Raw genomic sequence first — 17,114 nt, forward strand, 5'->3', positions numbered from 1 at the left:
TGCGAGCTACCTGGTCTACCCTCGCTACGCGGCCGCGGCGCTCCTCGGCTGGTGCCCTGAAGGAATCGCTGTCAGGAGGATCGTTGGATCACGACGAACGGGTCGACCGGCCCGGAAGCCACGGCGAACACCGGATGCAGCGTGAGTTGGGCACCCTCGACCGCGCGGACCGGTTCTACGACGAGCAGGTACTGGATCGGCTGAACCCGCAGATGCAGGAGTTCGTGGCCCGCCAGGAGATGTTCTTCCTCGCCACGGCGGACAGTCACGGTGAGTGCGACAACACGTTCCGGGCCGGACCACCCGGTTTTCTCGGGGTACTTGACGCGGCGACCCTGGCGTACCCGGAGTACCGCGGGAACGGAGTCATGGCCTCGCTCGGCAACATCCGGGAAAACCCGCACGTCGGCATCCTGATGATCGACTTCTCTCAGGACCGTATCGGCCTGCATGTCAACGGCCGGGCGCAGCTGGTCGCGGACGAGGCGATGCGCCGGAGGTATCCTCATCTGCCGGTCGACCCGGTGCCCGGCCGCCGCCCCCAGATGTGGGTGGAGGTGGCGGTCGAGGAGGCCTACATCCACTGCTCGAAGCACATACCGCGCCTGGTCAAGGCACCTCTGCGGCAGAACGCGAACGGCGATGCGACCGCCGGCGGTGAGCAGGCCTGGGGCACGGACGACGTCAAGCGCAAGGGCGGCGACTACTTCGGCGCCGCGGCCGAGAGGGGGAGGCGGCTGCCTTCCCGCTGACGAGCGCCCTGCGAGTCCGCTGCCGCAACACCCTGAGCATGCGGCTCCGGGAGCCGTCGAGGGCCACGTTCTGTCTCGCGCCGGGCATCCGAGCGGACGTCGGAGTCGTGCGTTTCGTAACGCCCCCGATTCACCGGTCATCCGATCGATCCCGCGCACCGCCGCGCGCGCCATGCTCCCAGCATGACTGACACCCCCCGACCCCCTTCCACAGAACCCGAGCGCGCGCCCGAGCAGACCGGCGGCTCGGGCGGTGCGAGCCGTAGAACCGTCATCGCCGCCCTGGGCGGTGCGACCCTCGGAGCGGCCGCTCTGGGGCTCACCTCCGGGCAGGCGGCCGTGGCCGCAGGCCGGAACGGCGCCGCCCCGGCCCGGCCTGCCGCCGACTGCGTCCTCACGCCCGAGCAGACCGAGGGGCCGTACTACCTGGACCTGGAGACCGTCCGCAAGGACATCACCGAGGGCAAGGCCGGCGTGCCGCTCACCCTCCGCGTCAAGGTGATCGACACCGCGACCTGCTCCGCGCTGCCCGGTACGGCGGTCGACATCTGGCACTGCGACGCTCTCGGCGTCTACTCCGGCTACGTGGCCGGCGGCTCCACCCCGGACACGACCTTCCTGCGCGGTGTGCAACTGACCGACTCCGGTGGCGTCGCCGAGTTCACCACCATCTATCCCGGCTGGTACGTCGGCCGTGCCCTCCACATCCATGTCAAGACGCATGTCGGCGGCACCGTCGCCAACGGCAAGTACCGGGGAGGCCACGTCTCCCACACCGGTCAGCTCTACTTCCCGGAGACGTACAACAGCAGGGTCGCCGTCTTGGCCCCCTACCGGAGCAACACGGCCACGCGCACGCTCAACGCCAGGGACGGCATCTACCGCAACGGCGGGTCCTCCACCCTGCTGACACTGACGCAGGTCGGCAGCGATCTCGGCAAGGGAGTGACCGGCACTGTTGTGCTCGGCATCGATCCCGACGCCGTGCCCTGACGGTGCCGCCGCGCGCGGTAGCCGGTCCGCTGCGCCGGTGCCGGCTACCGCCCTCGCGCCGTCGGCCGCCCATGCACACCGCTCGAACTCGCGTATGCCAGTGCGACGATGACGGACGCGAGCCTCGCATCCGGGCATGGGCGGCCGGAATGCGGGGATGACCGGAGCATGACATGTGAGTCGTGCGGTGCGCCGCTGCCCGATCGCCCCCGCAGTGGTCGACCGGCTCGCTACTGCTCCGGCGCATGCAGACAACGGGCGTTCCGGCAACGCTCGGCGCGCCCGGATTCGAGCCGGGCGCAGACCGCCACGTCGCCGCCCGCACAGAACGCTGACTCCCCGGCCACCACTCAGGGCCGCGGTCTGCCGCCGGCCCTCGACTCCTTCGTGGGCCGGCGGGCGGAGCTGTCGCGGCTGCGCACGCTGCTGAGGACGTCACGGCTGCTGACGCTGACCGGTGCCGGCGGCGTCGGAAAGACGCGGTTGGCGCTGGAGTTCGCCAGGGGCCTGCCCGGCCGCCACGGGCGGGTCGACCTGGTCGAACTCGACGCGCTGCGTGACGGCGCCGCGCTGGCCCAGTCCGTCGCCGCCGCGCTGGCCGTGGGGGAACGGGCCGGACGATCCGGTGTCGACGTCCTGGTCCACGCCATCGGCGACGCCCGTCGGCTGCTGATCCTGGACAACTGCGAGCACCTGGCCGAGCCGTGTGCCCGGCTGACAGCGACCCTGCTGAGTCGCTGCCCTCGATTACGGATCCTCGCCACCAGCCGGGAGGCCCTGCGGGTGCCCGGGGAGACGGTGCTGCGCGTCGGTGAGCTGTCGCTGCCGCCGGCCGACGCCGGAGACGACCCGGACGTCCTGCTGCGGGCGGACGCCGTCCGGCTGTTCGTCGAGCGTGCCTCGAGCTGTTCGCCAGGGTTCACGCTGCATCGCGGCAACGGCCGGACGGTCGCCGAGATCTGCCGCAGACTGGACGGCCTGACGCTCGCTGTCGAGCTGGCGGCCCGCCGGGCCAGGACGCTTCCGCCGCGCGACATCCTGGCAGGACTGGGCGACCAGATGTCCCAGCTGTCCCTGTTGTCAGGAGGGCACAGGACCGGCCCCGGGCACCACAGCGAGCTGGCCGCCGCGATCGACTGGAGCCACCGTCTGCTCGATCCGGCCGAACAGGCCGTCTTCCGGCGTCTCGCGGTCCTCGTCGGCGGGTTCGACACGGCGGCGGCGCGGGCGGTCTGCGCCGACGAGGGTGTCGCCCCGTCGCGGGTACTCGGCATCCTGTGCGCCCTTGAGGCCAAGTCCCTGATCGCACGTCTCTCGGGAGACGCGGCGGGAGACGCGGAGACCGCACGATTCAGACAGCTGAGCACCATCCGCGCCTACGCCCTGGAGCGCCTGCTCGCATCCGGCGAGTTGCACAGCACCGGGCACCGGGTCCTCGTATGGCTGAACGGACTGGCGGACCGGGCCGACGGCGAGGTGTTCCCCGACCAGGCCGGCAGCCCGCTGGCCGTGGAACGGGACAACCTCGCGGCGGCTCTGGCCGACACCACCGGTCACGACGGCGTCTCGCGCCCACGGCTGGAACTGGAACTGGCACGCGTGCACTACGAGCAGGAACAGCCGTCCGCCGCCCGCGCGTTACTGACGGGGCTGCTGCGGGAAGACGGCGTCAGGACGCTCGGCGGGGCGGTACCGGCGCTCGCGGCGCGCGTGGCCTGCCAGCGGGCCGATCCGGCGCAGGCGCTGGACCTCGGCGAGCAGGCGGTGGCCGTGGAGCGCATGCGCGCTCACCCTGCCGGACTTGCCAACGCCCTGGACGCGCGGGCCGCGGCGCGCCTGTGCCGCGGGGAATTCGACGCGGCCGTAGGCGATCTGCGGGAGTGCCTGGAGGTCGTCAGCAGCCTGGGCAGGCCGAAGGACACCGCGTGGTGCACCCATCACCTGGCCTGGGCGCTGCTCCAGGCGGGCGGGGCGCCGGAGGCCGACATCCTCATGTCCGGCTGCCTGCCCGTGCTCAGAAGCCACGCTCCGTGGAACCAGGTCGCGGCCGCTCTGCACACGGCGGGCGCCGTGCGGCTGGCCCTTGGGCAACTGGACAGCGCCGAGGCGCTGTTCGGCGAGGTGCTGCAGATCGTCCCCGAGGCAAGTTTTCATGCGCTCTACCCGGTGGAGGGCCTGGCGCTCGTGGCCGCCGAGAGCGGAGACACGCGACGGGCCCTCCTGCTGTACGAGGCGAGCGCGCAGGCACGCCGCCGCCTCGACACCGTCTCCGAGGCTTCATGGCGACGCCAGGTGGAACGGACGGTGACCCGTATCAGCACACGGCTGCCGACATCCGCTCGGGACGCGGCCGTCAGCGGCGGCCGTCGGCTGCCCGCGGATCGCCTTGTCGCGTACGCGCTGCGGACAAGGAGCGCCGACCACCGAACGGCGAAGCGCGCCGTGGAGGCCGTCGACGGCCGATCGACGCTCACCGGAAGGGAGTTCATGGTGGCCGAGCTCGTCGCCGACGGGCTGACCAACCGTCAGATCGCCGAACGGCTCGGCCTTTCGGTCCATACGGTCGCCACCCACCTGGACAAGGTGCGCGACAAGCTGGGCTTGCGGTCACGCACACGGATCGCCCTGTGGGTGGCCACACGGGTCAAGGCCGGAGACCCGTCCGTGTGACGCCTCGCCGGCCTCGCGCCGTCGTCGCGCGGCGGAGGCTCCCGCTCGCATCCGGCTCATCAGCTGGGGGCCTGGTGGCTGGTGCGGCGGCGCAAGGCACCGTCGCAGAGCTGACGCAGACGGCAGCGATGCCGGTCCGCCCGAACGTTGCCGGGCGGACCGGCGTCGTAGCAGTAGCCGTCTTCGAGGGAGTCGTCATGGCCGCCGTACGCTTTCGTCCTCGGGTCCTCTCCGTCGCCGCACTGGGCGGGGCCCTGCTGTGCGCGACCGCCGCCTGCGGTTCCGGTGAGCCGCGGGCCGCCACAGCGCCCGTGCGCACGACCTGGCGGGAACCCCAGTCATACGCCTACACACTGACCTCCACCACCCAGGTCCTGGCAGGGACCTTCCGGGTCAAGGTCCGCGGCGGCAAGGTGACGGAGGCGGTCGGTGTCGACGAGGACAGCCGGCGGCAGGTACGGGAGCTGCCCGGCGAAGTGCCCACGATCGGCGAGCTGTTGAAACGGCTGGCGAAGGCCCGCAGCGACAACGCGCACACCGCGAAGGCGGAGTACGCGACCGACGGGCATCCCCTGCGGATCACCCTGGACTGGGACCAGAACGCCATCGACGACGAAGCCCTGTACGTGATCAGCTCCTACAGGCCGACACCCGCCTGAACCGCGCGCAGGGCCCGGGACGGGAGGAACCCACGCATCGCCCCCGAAGGCAAAGGCATCGCTGTCTTCCTGGGCCCCGTCATCCAGCCCGTACGCCGGCTGCGCTCCCCCTCAACGCTGCGGGCGGCCTGGCAGTATCGCGGGCAGCCCGTCCACCGTCGCCGTGAGGACGGACAGCAGTCGGGCGAGTTCTCCCTGGTCGCCCACGGCGTCGAGGAGCCGGGTCTGGTCGGAGTGGACGCGAAGGGCGGCACGGTCGTGGAGGATACGGCCGCGGGCGGTCAGGTGGAGCAGGACGCGGCGGCGGTCGTCGGGGTCGGGGCGACGGTAGACCAGGTTGCCGGCGACCATGCGGTCGACCAGCTTGGTCAGGCTGGGCGCCGGCATGAGGACGTGCTCGGCGATCTCGGTCATCGGATGGCCCTGCCCGTCGGCGACGGCCGTCAGGACACGCCACTCCTCCACCGAGCAGCCCTCCTGCGCCAGCACCCCCGCCAAGCGCTGCACGAGGCGTCGCTCGGCATGGCTGAGCAGGTGCGCAAGGTCCGGCGAGGAGGGTTCGGACGGCATTGCCGGTGTCCTTCCACTAGGTCTACTGTTCCAGCAGATTACGAGCCTCTGCGAGGGCGCCGGGGCCCGGACCGGGATCCGCGCGCCCCATGCCCTCACGGAGGTGATCTGTGCATCCGGTGCCGCCCAGAGGGAACGGCGACTCGAGCACGACGCTGGTCGCGGCTCTGGTCGTGCCGTTGCAAGGGCCGGCGGGGGTCTTCGGCCCGTCCTGCGAACTGGCCGCGCAACTGGCCGTGGAAGAGCTCAACGCCGAAGGCGGTGTGCTGGACCGGGAGGTCAGGCTCGTCACGGTGGACGGCGGAGGACCGCCCGAGCAGGTGGCTGCCGAGGTCGAGGCACTGGTGTCGCTGGGCGCCGTCGACGGAGTGCTGGGCTGGCACACCTCCGCGGTCCGCCAGGCACTGCTGCCGCGCATCGCGGGCCGGGTGCCGTACGTCTACACCGCCCAGTACGAGGGCGGCGAGCGCACCCCCGGAGTCTTCCTGACCGGCGAGACCGACGCCGCCCAACTGCTTCCTGCGATGCGGCTGTTGGCCGAGGCGACCGGGGCGCGGCGTTGGTGCACGGTGGGCAACGACTATGTGTGGCCGCGGGTGACCGCTCGCGCCGCGCGACGGTATGCCCGCGCCTGTGGTGGCCGGGTGCGGGACGAGGTCTTCGTGCCGCTGGGGACGCACGAGTTCGGGCCGGTGCTGCGCCGGATCGAGCGGAGCGAGGCCGACGCGGTGCTGATGCTGCTGATCGGGGACGACGCGGCCCGCTTCAACCGGGCGTTCGCCGCATACGGTCTTCACCAGCGGTGTCTGCGCCTGAGCACCCACATGGACGAGAACATCCTGCTGGCCACCGGCGCCGAGGCCACCGAGGGGCTCTGGGCGGCGGCCGGGTTCTTCGAGACGCTCGCGACCGCGGAGAGCCTGGACTTCAGCGCCCGTTACGCGGCCCGCTTCGGCGTGCAGGCACCCGTCGTGGGGAGCCTCGGCGAGTCCTGCTTCGAAGGGGTACGGCTGCTGGCGGCGCTGGCCGAGCGGGCGCGGTCGCTGGATGTGCGGGCGATGTGTGCCGTCGCGGACACGGTGTCCTACGAGGGCCCGCGGGGCCTGCTGCGGCTGGACGGCAACCATCTCGCCCAACGGTTGTACCTGGCACGGGCGGACGCCTTCGACTTCCACATCATCGCCCAACTCTGACTCCTCGCCCTCCAGTTGGGGCTGGTCAGCGCACCTCTCAGGCCGCTGTCCCGCGTGGCCGTTGACAATACCCTGCCGCGGAAATACTTTCTACGGGAAGTATCAAGCGAGGCAAGTCGCCATCCCTGACGCAGGCCGCGCTGGACTCCCGCCCTCCCGCCTTCCCACCCCGGAGGCGCGAGACGGCACCGGCGAATCCCCCGCCGGACCGTACGCAATCGCGAAATTCACCCCAACCTCCGTAAACAGCCGTCATCCACCCGGCCGCTCGGCAGATAAATGCGTCCGGAATCCGCACGGCACACTCGTCCTTAGCCGCGGACAGCCACGAAGTGACCAGCTCAGAAAGCACATCCAGACACTCCGACCAGCTTTCTTCAATTTCGGACACCCTATTTTCTACGCGCGTCACACAAAGGGCTCTCCAAAGAACTCCCTTTTAAAGAACGCGAAACGCTCAAGAAACAGAAGGACCTGACTCTTCCCTGGAAACACCCGGAGTCATCCGGGTGGTGGCCCTGCGTCCGGAAGAGGGAAGAGTCGTGACGGAGATCGTCGACAAAGAAGCGCCACCGGTGAGTGCGGGCGGACGGACGTACAACAACTGGGCGCAGAACGACACGTTGGAGGACTACTCGCTGCGCTACGCGCCGAAGTCCTTCCGTCGCTGGACCCCCTACGTGGTGGCAACCACGGCCCTGGGCGGGATCGCTTACCTCGCCGACTTCGCCATCGGCGGCTCCATCGCCATCTCCAACGGCTTCTCCAGCGCCATGGTGGCCATCCTCGCCGCGGCAGTGGTCATCTTCCTGACCGGCATCCCGATCTCGTACTACTCGGCGAAGTACTCCATCGACATGGACCTGTTGACCCGGGGCGCGGGCTTCGGCTACCTCGGGTCCACGCTCACCTCGGTCATCTACGCCAGCTTCACCTTCATCTTCTTCGCCCTCGAAGGCTCGATCATGGCGCAGGCGCTGGAGCTGGGGCTGCACATCCCGCTCGCCGTCGGCTATTTGATCTGCTCCCTCATCATCCTGCCGCTTGTCATCTACGGCATGACGGCGCTGTCCAAGATGCAGGTGTGGACGCAGCCGGTCTGGCTGGTGCTGATGGTCGCGCCGTTCGTGTCCATCGCCATCCAGGAGCCGGGCAAGTTCTCGCAGTTCACACACTTCGCCGGCAACTCCCCCACCGGCTCCGGCATCAGCATGCTCGGCGTCGGCGCGGGCGCCGGCGTGGCGCTGTCCCTGATCGCGCAGATCGGCGAGCAGGTCGACTACCTGCGGTTCATGCCCGACAAGACGCCCGAGAACAGCAAGAAGTGGTGGGGCGCGGTGCTCTCGGCCGGCCCGGGCTGGGTGGTGCTCGGCGCGGCCAAGCAGATCGGCGGGGCCTTCCTCGCCTTCTACATCGCCGGCAGTGTGGGTCTGTCCAAGGCCAACGAGCCCATCCAGCAGTACGTGCACGGCTTCAAGACCTTCGCCGCGCCCGTGGCCCTGGGCCTGGCCACGTTCTTCGTGATCCTCTCCCAGATAAAGATCAACTCGACGAACGCCTACTCGGGTTCGCTGTCCTGGTCGAACTTCTTCTCCCGGCTGACCCACCGTCACCCCGGCCGGGTCGTCTACATCTTCCTCAACGTGGGGATCGCCCTGGCCCTGATGGAGGGCGGCGTGTTCGGCTTCCTCAATACGGTGCTCGGCTTCTACTCCAACGTCGCCATCGCCTGGATCGGCGCGGTCGTCGCCGACCTCGTCATCAACAAGCCGCTGAAGCTCAGCCCCTCGTACATCGAGTTCAAGCGCGCCCACCTGCACAACTTCAACCCTGTCGGCTTCGGTTCGATGCTCATCGCCTCGGCCGTCTCCATCGCCGCGTACTTCAACGCCTTCGGCGACTACGGCAAGGCGTACTCCCCGTTCATCGCCCTGTTCCTGGCCATGGTGCTCTCGCCGCTCTTCGCGGTGCTGACCAAGGGCAAGTACTACATCGCCCGTGTCGACGACCTGGAGGAGCCGCTGCTCGGCGCCGACGGCCTGCCGTCGGCGGTCACGCTCACCTGCGCCGTGTGCACCACCGACTTCGAGCGGCCCGACGTGGCCAACTGCCCCTTCCACTCCGGTGCCATCTGCTCCCTGTGCTGCAGCCTGGAGAAGGACTGCCACGACTCCTGCAAGAGCGGCGCCGGTACCGGACCCGTCGTACTCGCCATGCCGACCGTCCGATCCGCGGACTGACCCCCCACCCTCACCTCCATGGGTGATCGGCTCCGGCCCGCGTCCTTCGACACGGGCCGGAGCCGATGTCGGCTGCCCTTCGGGCGGTGGGTCCCCGCTACCCGCGAACTGTCCGGAAAACCTGCCCCCTCCATACAAGTCGGAGCCGCGGGTCGTTCAGTTCCCGGCCATCCCGGCGATATCGAGGCACCGGAAGCGCGGGAGGAGCACGAGCGCGCGCCGGCCATCGACCGCGCACCCGCCCGGGGCGGGGGCGCGAGTCCGGCTGCGTCGCGCCGGGTATCCCTCGGGCAGTCCCTGCGGCCGGCGGTTTCGGACACCGATGCGCCGCGACCCCACGTTCACGGAGGTGGAGCAGCATGCCCGAGACCAACGGACTGGAGCCCGTGGCGACCTTCTGCGGCAACTGCGACTGCGGTTGTCCCCAACTGTTCGTCGACCCGAGCGCCCCCGCCGAACAGCGCATCATCTTGACCGACGACTTCGGCCAGCGGGTGCAGATGAGCGCTGACCAGTTCTCCCACCTGGTCTCCGACGCCAAGGCCGGCAAGCTGGACGGCATCGCCGTGCCCTGATCCCCGGCTACCGCTACTGGGGTTGTCGTCGGCCCCGGTGATCTCCGGCGACAGCCATCACGACCTGACCGGGCTGCGGCACACACCAGCAGCCGACGGCCGCTCGCCCCGGTGCCCTGCTTCAGGTGAGAGGCACCGCCGAGGCGGTCACGGTGCTTTCGCGGTCGCGGGGGGCGCCGCGGGCTCCTTGGCGCCGGTGTCCCTCGCGGCTTCAGTCGGCTGCGACTGCGCGTCCCGCCTTGGGCCAGTTGGCGTTCAGCTTGTCCAGGTAGGACTGCGCCTGGCTGCCCGGGGTCGCGCCGCGGGCGAAGGCGAGCATGTTGCCCGCGCCCGTGTTGGAGCCGAGGGCCAGCAGGTCGTTCTTGGTGCAGGCGCCGTGCCAGGTGGCGGGCAGCTGGGCCGCGAGGTCGTGCAGGTACCAGGCTTCGGCCTCGATCGCGAGGTCCCGGTCGTCGGGCAGCTCCTCCCACCGCCGGTAGGCGAAGTCCCGGCCCTTCTTGACCTCGTCGAAGGTGGCGCGGTGCATGTTCGCGATGCCGAAGGCGGCGTCCGGCTTGTACTTCTGCCAGGCCCGCTCGAGGGACGGGTCGTGGGGCTTGCACGACTCGTTGTGGAGGATCGCCATCAGCAACTGGGCGCTGACGCCCGTCTGTCGAGCCCGGGTGCGGATCCGGGAGGCGTAGTCGGCCGGGTCGTACGACGAGGCCGACACCGCGGAGGTCGAAGGAGCCGCCGGTGCGGCCGGAGTGGTGGCGGATGCTCGTGGCGGGGGTCGCGCGTCGCCCTGTGGGGTCCCGGCCGCACGCACGATGACGTACAGCGCCAGTGCGAAGACCACCACGGGGAGCCACCGCCGGCGCTTCGGCGCCTGTGACTCCGACATGTCTCGCCCTCTCCGTTGACCGGCACCTTCTACAACAGGTGCGTCAAGACCTGTGTGCGGCGCCGCTGTGTCCGCGCCGCCGCAACCTCCGGCTCGGGCCCGGCCATGACGGACACGGCGGCCTCAGACACCTGCCGCGTGCAGTCGGCCCACCGGCGCGGCGGCCCTGCGCGTCCGGGCGGTCAGCTGCCCGACCATCACGCGGACCACGGTCACGACGTCGGGGTCGTCGACGTAGTAGACCTGCCGTCGGCCGTCGCGGCGGGCGCGCACGAGCCCGGCCAGCTTCAGCTTCGCCAGGTGCTGGCTGACCGCGGGCAGCGCGCCGCCGACCCGGTCGGCAAGATGCGTGACGTCGCTCTCGCCCTGGGACAGCGCCCACATGATGTGCAGCCGGGCCGACGAGGCGAGCAGCCCGAACGCCGCGGCGGCCTCCGCCAGCAGCTCGGCGGACGGATCCTCGTAGCCATCGGCGTACTGCGCCACAGTCCTCTCCCACCCACCCTCGTCACAGCACTCGCACAAGCGCGCACCCAGTGTAGGCGTACCACGTCGGCGCGCCCGCCGGGGCGGCGTGCAGAACGGCTGCCGTCGCTCGCGGGTCCTGCTGGCCGGGCCCGACATGCGGACGATAGAAAAAGCCTGTGCCGGCAGCGTGCTGCACGCCGTCAGCCGCCTGCCCGATGTCACAAAGGAGTGCGCCATGGGAACGTACGAGGAAGTCTTCCGCTCCAGTACCGAAGACCCGGAGGCCTTCTGGCTGAAGGCTGCGGAGGGCATCGACTGGGATGTCGCTCCGCAACGCGCCCTGGACTCCTCCGGTGCACCCTTCTACCGCTGGTTTCCCGACGGGCGGCTCAACGTCTGTTTCAACGCGCTCGACCGCCACGTCGAGGCCGGCCTGGGCGATCAGCCCGCTCTCGTCCACGACTCCCCCGTGACCGGCACGCGGCGCACCTACACCTACGCGCAGCTGAGGGACGAGGTGGCCGCCTTCGCCGGAGGCCTGACGCGGCTCGGCGTGGGGCACGGCGACCGGGTGGTCATCTATATGCCGATGATCCCCGAGGCGGCCATCGCGATGCTGGCCTGCGCCCGCATCGGTGCCATCCACTCGGTCGTCTTCGGCGGGTTCGCGCCGCCCGAACTCGCCGTCCGCATCGACGACGCCACCCCGAAGGTGATCGTCTCCGCCTCCTGCGGCATCGAGGGCAAGCGGGTCATCCCGTACAAGCCGCTGCTGGACCGCGCGATCGAACTCGCCGGGCACCGGCCGGAGAAGAGCGTGATCGTGCAACGGCCGCAGGAGCGCGCCGAGTTGGGGCCGGACGACCTCGACTGGGCCGACCTGGTCGCCACCGCGACGCCTGTCGGCTGTCTGCCGGTGGCCGCGACGGACCCGCTCTACATCCTCTACACGTCCGGGACGACGGGAAAGCCCAAGGGGGTCGTCCGCGACTGCGGCGGCTACGCGGTGGCCCTGCACTGGTCGATGGGCGCCGTGTACGACATCGGCCGGGGCGAGACCATGTTCACCGGCTCCGACGTGGGCTGGGTGGTCGGCCACTCGTACATCGTGTACGGGCCGCTGCTGGCCGGCGCCACGACCGTGCTGTACGAGGGCAAGCCGGTCGGCACGCCGGACGCGGGCCAGTTCTGGCGCGTCGCCGCCGAGTACGACGTCAAGACCATGTTCACCGCGCCGACCGCCTTCCGGGCGATCAGGAAGGAGGACCCCAAGGGCGCCCTCGCCGCGGAGTACGACCTGTCCCGCCTGCGCTATCTCTTCCTCGCGGGCGAGCGCCTCGACCCCGAGACCTACCACTGGGCGAGCGCCCTCCTCGACATCCCGGTGATCGACCACTGGTGGCAGACGGAGACCGGTTGGCCCATCGTCGCCAACCCGGTCGGCATCGAGGCCGCCCCGGTCAAACCCGGCTCGCCCACCCGCGCGCTGCCGGGCTGGGACGTCCGCGTCCTGGATCCCTCCGGGCAGCCCGCGCCGCCCGGCGTCGACGGCGCGATCGTCGTCAGACTCCCCCTGCCTCCCGGGGCGTTGCCCACCCTCTGGAACGACGACGTCCGCTTCGTCGGCTCCTATCTCTCCGCCTTCGACGGCTACTACCTCACCGGCGACAGCGGGCACATCGACGCCGACGGCTATGTGTTCGTCATGGGCCGCACCGACGACGTCATCAACGTCGCGGGGCACCGGCTGTCCACCGGCAGCATGGAAGAGGTCCTGGCCACCCACCCCGACGTCGCCGAATGCGCCGTCATCGGCGTCGCGGACGACCTCAAGGGACAGATCCCGCGCGGTCTCGTCGTCCTGAAGGCGGGCACCGTCCGCGAACCGGCCGAGGTGGAGGCCGAACTCGTCCAGCTGGTGCGCGAACGCATCGGCGCCGTCGCCTCCCTCAAGGACGTCGCCGTCGTACCGGCCCTGCCCAAGACCCGCTCCGGAAAGATCCTGCGCAAGACCATGCGCGGCATCGCCGACGGCCTGGACGAGCCCATCCCCTCCACGGTGGACGACCCGAGCGTCATCGAGAACCTGCGCCCTGTGCTGCGGCGCGGACCCGGTCACCACGTGTGAGCAATGCTCCTCGCCGGCGGGCCGGATCCATGATGCGGGCCCGTCCGTGGTCGTCCGCGGCAGGGAACGGACCCTGCCGCGGACCCGGCTCATCCCCGGCCGTCGGCGGGGGCGAGGACGATGTCGAAGCGGACCTGTGTCCAGGTGCCGTCGACGGCCCGCCCGTCGGGTGCCGGCGTGCCCGCCGGACGCCGGTCGAAGTCCTTGACCAGCGACTCCTTGACGCCGAAGACCGTGTCGGAGTCGAGCAGTTCGTCGCCCCGGACGAAGATGTGCGTGACCAGGGTGCGGCACCCGGGCGCCTCGACCATGAAGTGCAGGTGCGAGGCCCGCATCGGCGAGCGGCCGGTCGCCGCCAGCATCCTGCCCACCGGGCCGTCGTGCGGGATCGGGTACGGCGTCGGTGTGACACCCCAGAAGCGGTAGCTCCCGTCGGCCTCCGTGAACAGGTGCGCGCGGGCGGTCACCCGGTCGTCGTCGTACTGGACGTCGTAGAACCCGTCCTCGTCCGCCTCCCACACCTCGATCTTCGCCCCGGCGATCGGGGTGCCGTCGGCGTCGGAGACGGTTCCCTCGACCCAGCAGGGCTCGCCGGCGGCCCCGAAGGACATGTCCCCGCCCGGCTCGATCCTCGGGGAGCCCTCCACGAAGAAGGGGCCGAAGACGGTGGCCTCGGTGGCGTCGCCGTGGGCCTCGTTGTTGATGGCGATCGTCTGCATCGACGCCCCGAGCGTGTCGGAGAGCAGGATGAACTCCTGGCGCTTGTCGTCGGTGAGATGGCCGACGGCGGTGAGGAACTCGATGCCCTTGTTCCACTCCTCCTCGGTGAGGCGGACGTCGCGCAGGAAGGCGTGCAGGTGCTTGACGATCCCCTGCATCAGCTCCTTCAGGCGGGGGTCCTGGCAGGCGTCGAAGGAGCGTTGAACGCGCGCGATCAGGTCTTCCTCCCGGGCCGCCTGCTCGGACGACACATCGTGGAGCGTCATACGGCGTCACTTCCTTCCCAGGCCGCGCGCAGCAGCGCGGTGAGGTTCTCCTCGGTGACAGCAGTGGGGTTGCCCGCGGGGACCGCGGCCAGGACGGGGGCGACAGCCCGTGCGATGCCGTCCTCGGGCATGCCGTAGTCGCGCAGCGCGCGCGGAGCGTGGAGCGTCGCGCGCAGTGCGGTGAGTCCGGCCACAGCGGTCGGGCTGCCGAAGGCCTCGGCGATGCGCCGCTCGGTCTCGGGAACGGCCGGGGTGTTGAAGGCGAGCACGTGCGGCAGCACCACCGCGTGGGTCTGGGCGTGCGGCAGGTTGAACATGCCGCCCAGCACATGGCAGATCTTGTGGTGCAGGCCCGAGCCGGCCGAGGCGAAGGCGACGGCGGCCAAGTAGGCGCCGTACAGCGTCTGTTCGCGTCCTTGCAGTCCGGTGGGGTCGGCGGCCACGGCGGGCAGGCCCTGGGCCAGAGCGCGGATGCCCTCGGCAGCAAGGGCCCGGTCGATCGGGTCGGCGCGCGGCCCCCACATGGAGTCGACGCAGTGGGCCAGGGCGTTGAGACCGCTGGCCACGGACATTTCCACCGGCAGGCTCGACAGCAGCGAGGCGTCGTAGACGATCGAGCGCGGCAGGACCCGCGGGTCGACCCCGGTCGTCTTCACCTCGCCCTCGGTCAGGCCCCAGACGTTCGTCGCCTCCGAGCCGGCGTAGGTGGTCGGGACGGCCACGATCGGCAGGCCGGTCGTCAGCGCCACCGCCTTGGCCAGGCCGGTCGTCGAGCCGCCGCCGACGCACACCAGCGCGTCCACGGCACCCTCCGTCGCGGCCTTCCGGGCGCGCTCGGCGACGTCGACCGGCACATGCATGACGACCTCGTCGTGGCGCACTTCCACCGGCAGATCCGCGCCGAGGCGGTCGGCGAAGGCGGCCTCCGCCGGTGCGGCGATCAGCATCACCTTCGTCGCCTTCAGCGCGGCCACCTCGGCGGCCACCGCGGCCGGCGCCGCGCCGGGGGCGAAGACGACCCGCTGCGGCAGGGTCTCGTGGATGAACCGCACGGTCACACCGTTCCGAGAAGCTGGGCGAGGGCGCCGCGCAGGGCCGCCTCGGGGTCGTCGGCGAGGCTCATCGAGCGCCAGGCGACGTGCTTGTCGGGGCGCACCAGGATCGCTCCGGACTCCTCGACCTCGCGCAGCTTGGCCCAGTCGTAGTAGAGGTCCGTCACCTCGCGGCCGGGGCCGATCACCACGGTTTCGAGCGGAATGCCGAGGTCCCGCCCGACCTTCTCGGCGGCACCGGCCCAGTCCTCACCGGCGATGCCCGTGATCAGGGTCCAGCGGGTGTACGGCGCCAGGTCCATCAGGGCGAGTTTGGTGACGTTGTCGCCGACCCAGGCGTGCGGGAGGTGCGCGCCGGGGCTGGTGGACATGACGTGGTAGAGGTCCTCGTCGCGGCTCGGGGCGGGGCGGGTGCCGTCGGAGACGACGGCGGCGGACTCGTAGAACTGGCCGAGTTCGACGCCGTGCGCGTTGAACTCGTAGTTCTTGGTCTCCATCGCCGCCACCAGAGCGGCCCGCTTGGCCGCGCCCTCCGGGGTGTTGGCCTTCCGCTCCTCGATCAGGGCCCGCATCTCGTCCTCGTCCTTGGCGTCGAGGACGCCGAGGGCCTGGAAGATGTCGGCGAACTCGCGGCTGGACTTGTTGGCCCGGGTGACGATCCGCTTCGCGACGGGTGCCCGCTCCACGGAGTACGTCTCCAGCAGCGAGGGGTCGGCCTGCCCGCGCAGCACGGCCGCCAGCTTCCAGGCCAGGTTGTAGGAGTCCTGGACGCTGGTGTTGGAGCCCAGGCCGTTGCTCGGCGGGTGGCGGTGGATGGCGTCGCCCGCGCAGAAGACGCGGCCCTTGTGCAGGTGGGTGGCGTACATCTCGTTGTTGCCCCACAGGCTGGTGCCGGTGATCTCGACCTCGAGGTCCGGGATGCCCAGCAGCTGCCGCACGATGCGGATCGCCTCGGTCTCGTCGACCACGGGGGGCTCGGAGTCGATGTCGTAGCCCCACACGATGAGCCACTCGTTCCACGGGCGGACCATCCGGACCAGGCCGGCGCCGATACCGCCGACGTTGGCGCCCGGCTGGATCACCCAGTACAGGACCGAGGGCCGGTGGCCGACGTAGGACGCGATGTCGGCCTTGAAGGTGATGTTCATCGAACCGGCGATGTCCATCGCCCCCTCGTAGGGCAGGCCGATGTCCTCGGCGACCCGGGAGCGGGCGCCGTCGGCGCCGATGAGGTACTTCGCCCGGATGTCGTACTCCTGGCCCGTGAGCCGGTCACGGACCCGGACGGTGACGCCGGTGTCGTCCTGCGTGTGCGAGAGGTACTCCGTGGAGAACCGGGTCTGGGTGCCGCGGACGGTGGCGTTCTTGACGAGGATCGGTTCGAGATAGGTCTGCGGGATGTCGACGGTGAGGCAGGGCGAGGCCAGCCGGTAGTCCGCCTCCCGGTCGGGCCGGGTGCCCCAGGTGTGGATACGGCCGATCTCCTCGCCCGCGATGGAGGTGCAGAAGACAGTGTCACCGACGAGGTCATGGGGGGTGGCGTCGGCCAGCACCTGGTCCTCGATCCCCATGTCGCGGAAGATCTCCATCGCCCGCTGGTTGGTGATGTGCGCCCGGGGTGTGTTCGCGGTCCACCGGTACTTGGTGATCACGATGTTGTCGATCCCCAGGGTCGACAGGAACAGCGCCGCCGAGGCGCCGGCCGGGCCGGAGCCGACGATCAGGACATCGGTCTCGACGTGCGCCGATGTCGGGAGTTCGGTCGCTCGCTGACCGTCGTTGAACTCGGGCATGGGGCCTCTCGCCTTCTTCTCGCGCCGCTTTGAAGGCAGCGTGCCCCCGCCCGCGACCGCATCGGGCGGTACGGGGTGGAGGACGGCCGAAATCCGTATGACGCGGCTGTTTCGAGGGCGCTTCGTCGCTGTGGCGAGGGTGGTTCGCCTGC

14 protein-coding genes are annotated in these 17,114 nt (G+C 70.6%); 8 read left to right on the top strand and 6 right to left on the bottom strand.

Features of this window, described 5'->3' with window-relative positions:
- Positions 1-83 precede the first annotated feature (83 nt).
- From ACWC1K_RS02870 to ACWC1K_RS02885, 4 genes are all read left to right on the top strand, one after another.
- Positions 84-752 carry a pyridoxamine 5'-phosphate oxidase family protein gene (locus ACWC1K_RS02870; protein WP_450828299.1) on the top strand — a complete coding sequence of 223 codons (669 nt, stop codon included), beginning with the start codon at positions 84-86 and terminating at the stop codon, positions 750-752.
- 183 nt (positions 753-935) lie between these two features.
- A complete protein-coding gene (locus ACWC1K_RS02875; protein ID WP_450828301.1) occupies positions 936-1,745 on the top strand; it encodes an intradiol ring-cleavage dioxygenase in 810 nt (269 codons plus the stop codon).
- 387 nt (positions 1,746-2,132) lie between these two features.
- Positions 2,133-4,415 (top strand): ATP-binding protein, encoded by a 2,283-nt coding sequence (locus ACWC1K_RS02880; protein ID WP_450828303.1) that lies wholly within the window; start codon positions 2,133-2,135, stop codon positions 4,413-4,415.
- 197 nt (positions 4,416-4,612) lie between these two features.
- Positions 4,613-5,074: a DUF6174 domain-containing protein gene (locus tag ACWC1K_RS02885; protein WP_450828305.1), complete on the top strand. Its 462-nt coding sequence runs from the start codon at positions 4,613-4,615 to the stop codon at positions 5,072-5,074.
- 111 nt (positions 5,075-5,185) lie between these two features.
- On the opposite strand, the gene ACWC1K_RS02890 is transcribed toward ACWC1K_RS02885, so the two are convergent.
- Positions 5,186-5,644 (bottom strand): MarR family winged helix-turn-helix transcriptional regulator, encoded by a 459-nt coding sequence (locus tag ACWC1K_RS02890; protein WP_450828307.1) that lies wholly within the window; start codon positions 5,642-5,644, stop codon positions 5,186-5,188.
- A 110-nt stretch (positions 5,645-5,754) separates the two neighbouring features.
- Between ACWC1K_RS02890 and ACWC1K_RS02895 the strand changes: the two genes are divergently transcribed.
- The 3 genes from ACWC1K_RS02895 to ACWC1K_RS02905 all read left to right on the top strand — a co-directional run bounded on the left by ACWC1K_RS02895 (position 5,755) and on the right by ACWC1K_RS02905 (position 9,652).
- Positions 5,755-6,837: a substrate-binding domain-containing protein gene (locus ACWC1K_RS02895; protein WP_450828309.1), complete on the top strand. Its 1,083-nt coding sequence runs from the start codon at positions 5,755-5,757 to the stop codon at positions 6,835-6,837.
- A gap of 542 nt (positions 6,838-7,379) precedes the next feature.
- Positions 7,380-9,077, top strand: a complete 1,698-nt coding sequence (locus tag ACWC1K_RS02900; RefSeq protein ID WP_450828311.1) for a purine-cytosine permease family protein — start codon at positions 7,380-7,382, stop codon at positions 9,075-9,077.
- Between the two features lie 359 nt (positions 9,078-9,436).
- The gene (locus tag ACWC1K_RS02905) at positions 9,437-9,652 is read left to right on the top strand and encodes a hypothetical protein (protein ID WP_390693780.1); all 216 of its coding nucleotides are present in this window, start codon (positions 9,437-9,439) and stop codon (positions 9,650-9,652) included.
- Positions 9,653-9,863: 211 nt separating this feature from the next.
- Here the strand turns inward: ACWC1K_RS02905 and ACWC1K_RS02910 are convergent, their stop codons facing one another.
- Entirely contained in the window at positions 9,864-10,535 is a 672-nt protein-coding gene (locus ACWC1K_RS02910) for a lytic transglycosylase domain-containing protein (protein ID WP_450828313.1), read from the bottom strand.
- Between the two features lie 123 nt (positions 10,536-10,658).
- Complete coding sequence (locus ACWC1K_RS02915) at positions 10,659-11,021, bottom strand: ArsR/SmtB family transcription factor (protein ID WP_450828315.1); 363 nt, start codon at positions 11,019-11,021, stop codon at positions 10,659-10,661.
- A 217-nt stretch (positions 11,022-11,238) separates the two neighbouring features.
- Here ACWC1K_RS02915 and ACWC1K_RS02920 point away from each other — a divergent pair, with 217 nt between their 5' ends.
- Entirely contained in the window at positions 11,239-13,131 is a 1,893-nt protein-coding gene (locus ACWC1K_RS02920; protein ID WP_450828317.1) for a propionyl-CoA synthetase, read from the top strand.
- 89 nt (positions 13,132-13,220) lie between these two features.
- On the opposite strand, the gene ACWC1K_RS02925 is transcribed toward ACWC1K_RS02920, so the two are convergent.
- From ACWC1K_RS02925 to ACWC1K_RS02935, 3 genes are read right to left on the bottom strand one after another with little or no spacing between them, the layout of a single operon-like run.
- Positions 13,221-14,117 (bottom strand): intradiol ring-cleavage dioxygenase, encoded by an 897-nt coding sequence (locus ACWC1K_RS02925; RefSeq protein WP_450828319.1) that lies wholly within the window; start codon positions 14,115-14,117, stop codon positions 13,221-13,223.
- Positions 14,114-15,169 (bottom strand): maleylacetate reductase, encoded by a 1,056-nt coding sequence (locus tag ACWC1K_RS02930; protein WP_450828321.1) that lies wholly within the window; start codon positions 15,167-15,169, stop codon positions 14,114-14,116. Before ACWC1K_RS02930 ends, ACWC1K_RS02925 begins: the two co-directional genes overlap by 4 nt.
- Positions 15,170-15,171: 2 nt before the next feature.
- Positions 15,172-16,962, bottom strand: a complete 1,791-nt coding sequence (locus ACWC1K_RS02935) for an FAD-dependent oxidoreductase (protein WP_450828322.1) — start codon at positions 16,960-16,962, stop codon at positions 15,172-15,174.
- Between the last annotated feature and the right edge of the window lie 152 nt (positions 16,963-17,114).

The organism is Streptomyces sp. NPDC001492 (assembly GCF_053597275.1).

Excerpts from the sequence above, each read along its gene's own strand:
- ACWC1K_RS02875 (WP_450828301.1), top strand. The coding sequence starts at position 936 with ATGACTGACACCCCCCGACCCCCTTCCACAGAACCCGAGCGCGCGCCC.
- ACWC1K_RS02885 (WP_450828305.1), top strand. The coding sequence starts at position 4,613 with ATGGCCGCCGTACGCTTTCGTCCTCGGGTCCTCTCCGTCGCCGCACTG.
- ACWC1K_RS02890 (WP_450828307.1), bottom strand. The coding sequence starts at position 5,644 with ATGCCGTCCGAACCCTCCTCGCCGGACCTTGCGCACCTGCTCAGCCAT.
- ACWC1K_RS02905 (WP_390693780.1), top strand. The coding sequence starts at position 9,437 with ATGCCCGAGACCAACGGACTGGAGCCCGTGGCGACCTTCTGCGGCAAC.
- ACWC1K_RS02910 (WP_450828313.1), bottom strand. The coding sequence starts at position 10,535 with ATGTCGGAGTCACAGGCGCCGAAGCGCCGGCGGTGGCTCCCCGTGGTG.
- ACWC1K_RS02920 (WP_450828317.1), top strand. The coding sequence starts at position 11,239 with ATGGGAACGTACGAGGAAGTCTTCCGCTCCAGTACCGAAGACCCGGAG.
- ACWC1K_RS02925 (WP_450828319.1), bottom strand. The coding sequence starts at position 14,117 with ATGACGCTCCACGATGTGTCGTCCGAGCAGGCGGCCCGGGAGGAAGAC.
- ACWC1K_RS02935 (WP_450828322.1), bottom strand. The coding sequence starts at position 16,962 with ATGCCCGAGTTCAACGACGGTCAGCGAGCGACCGAACTCCCGACATCG.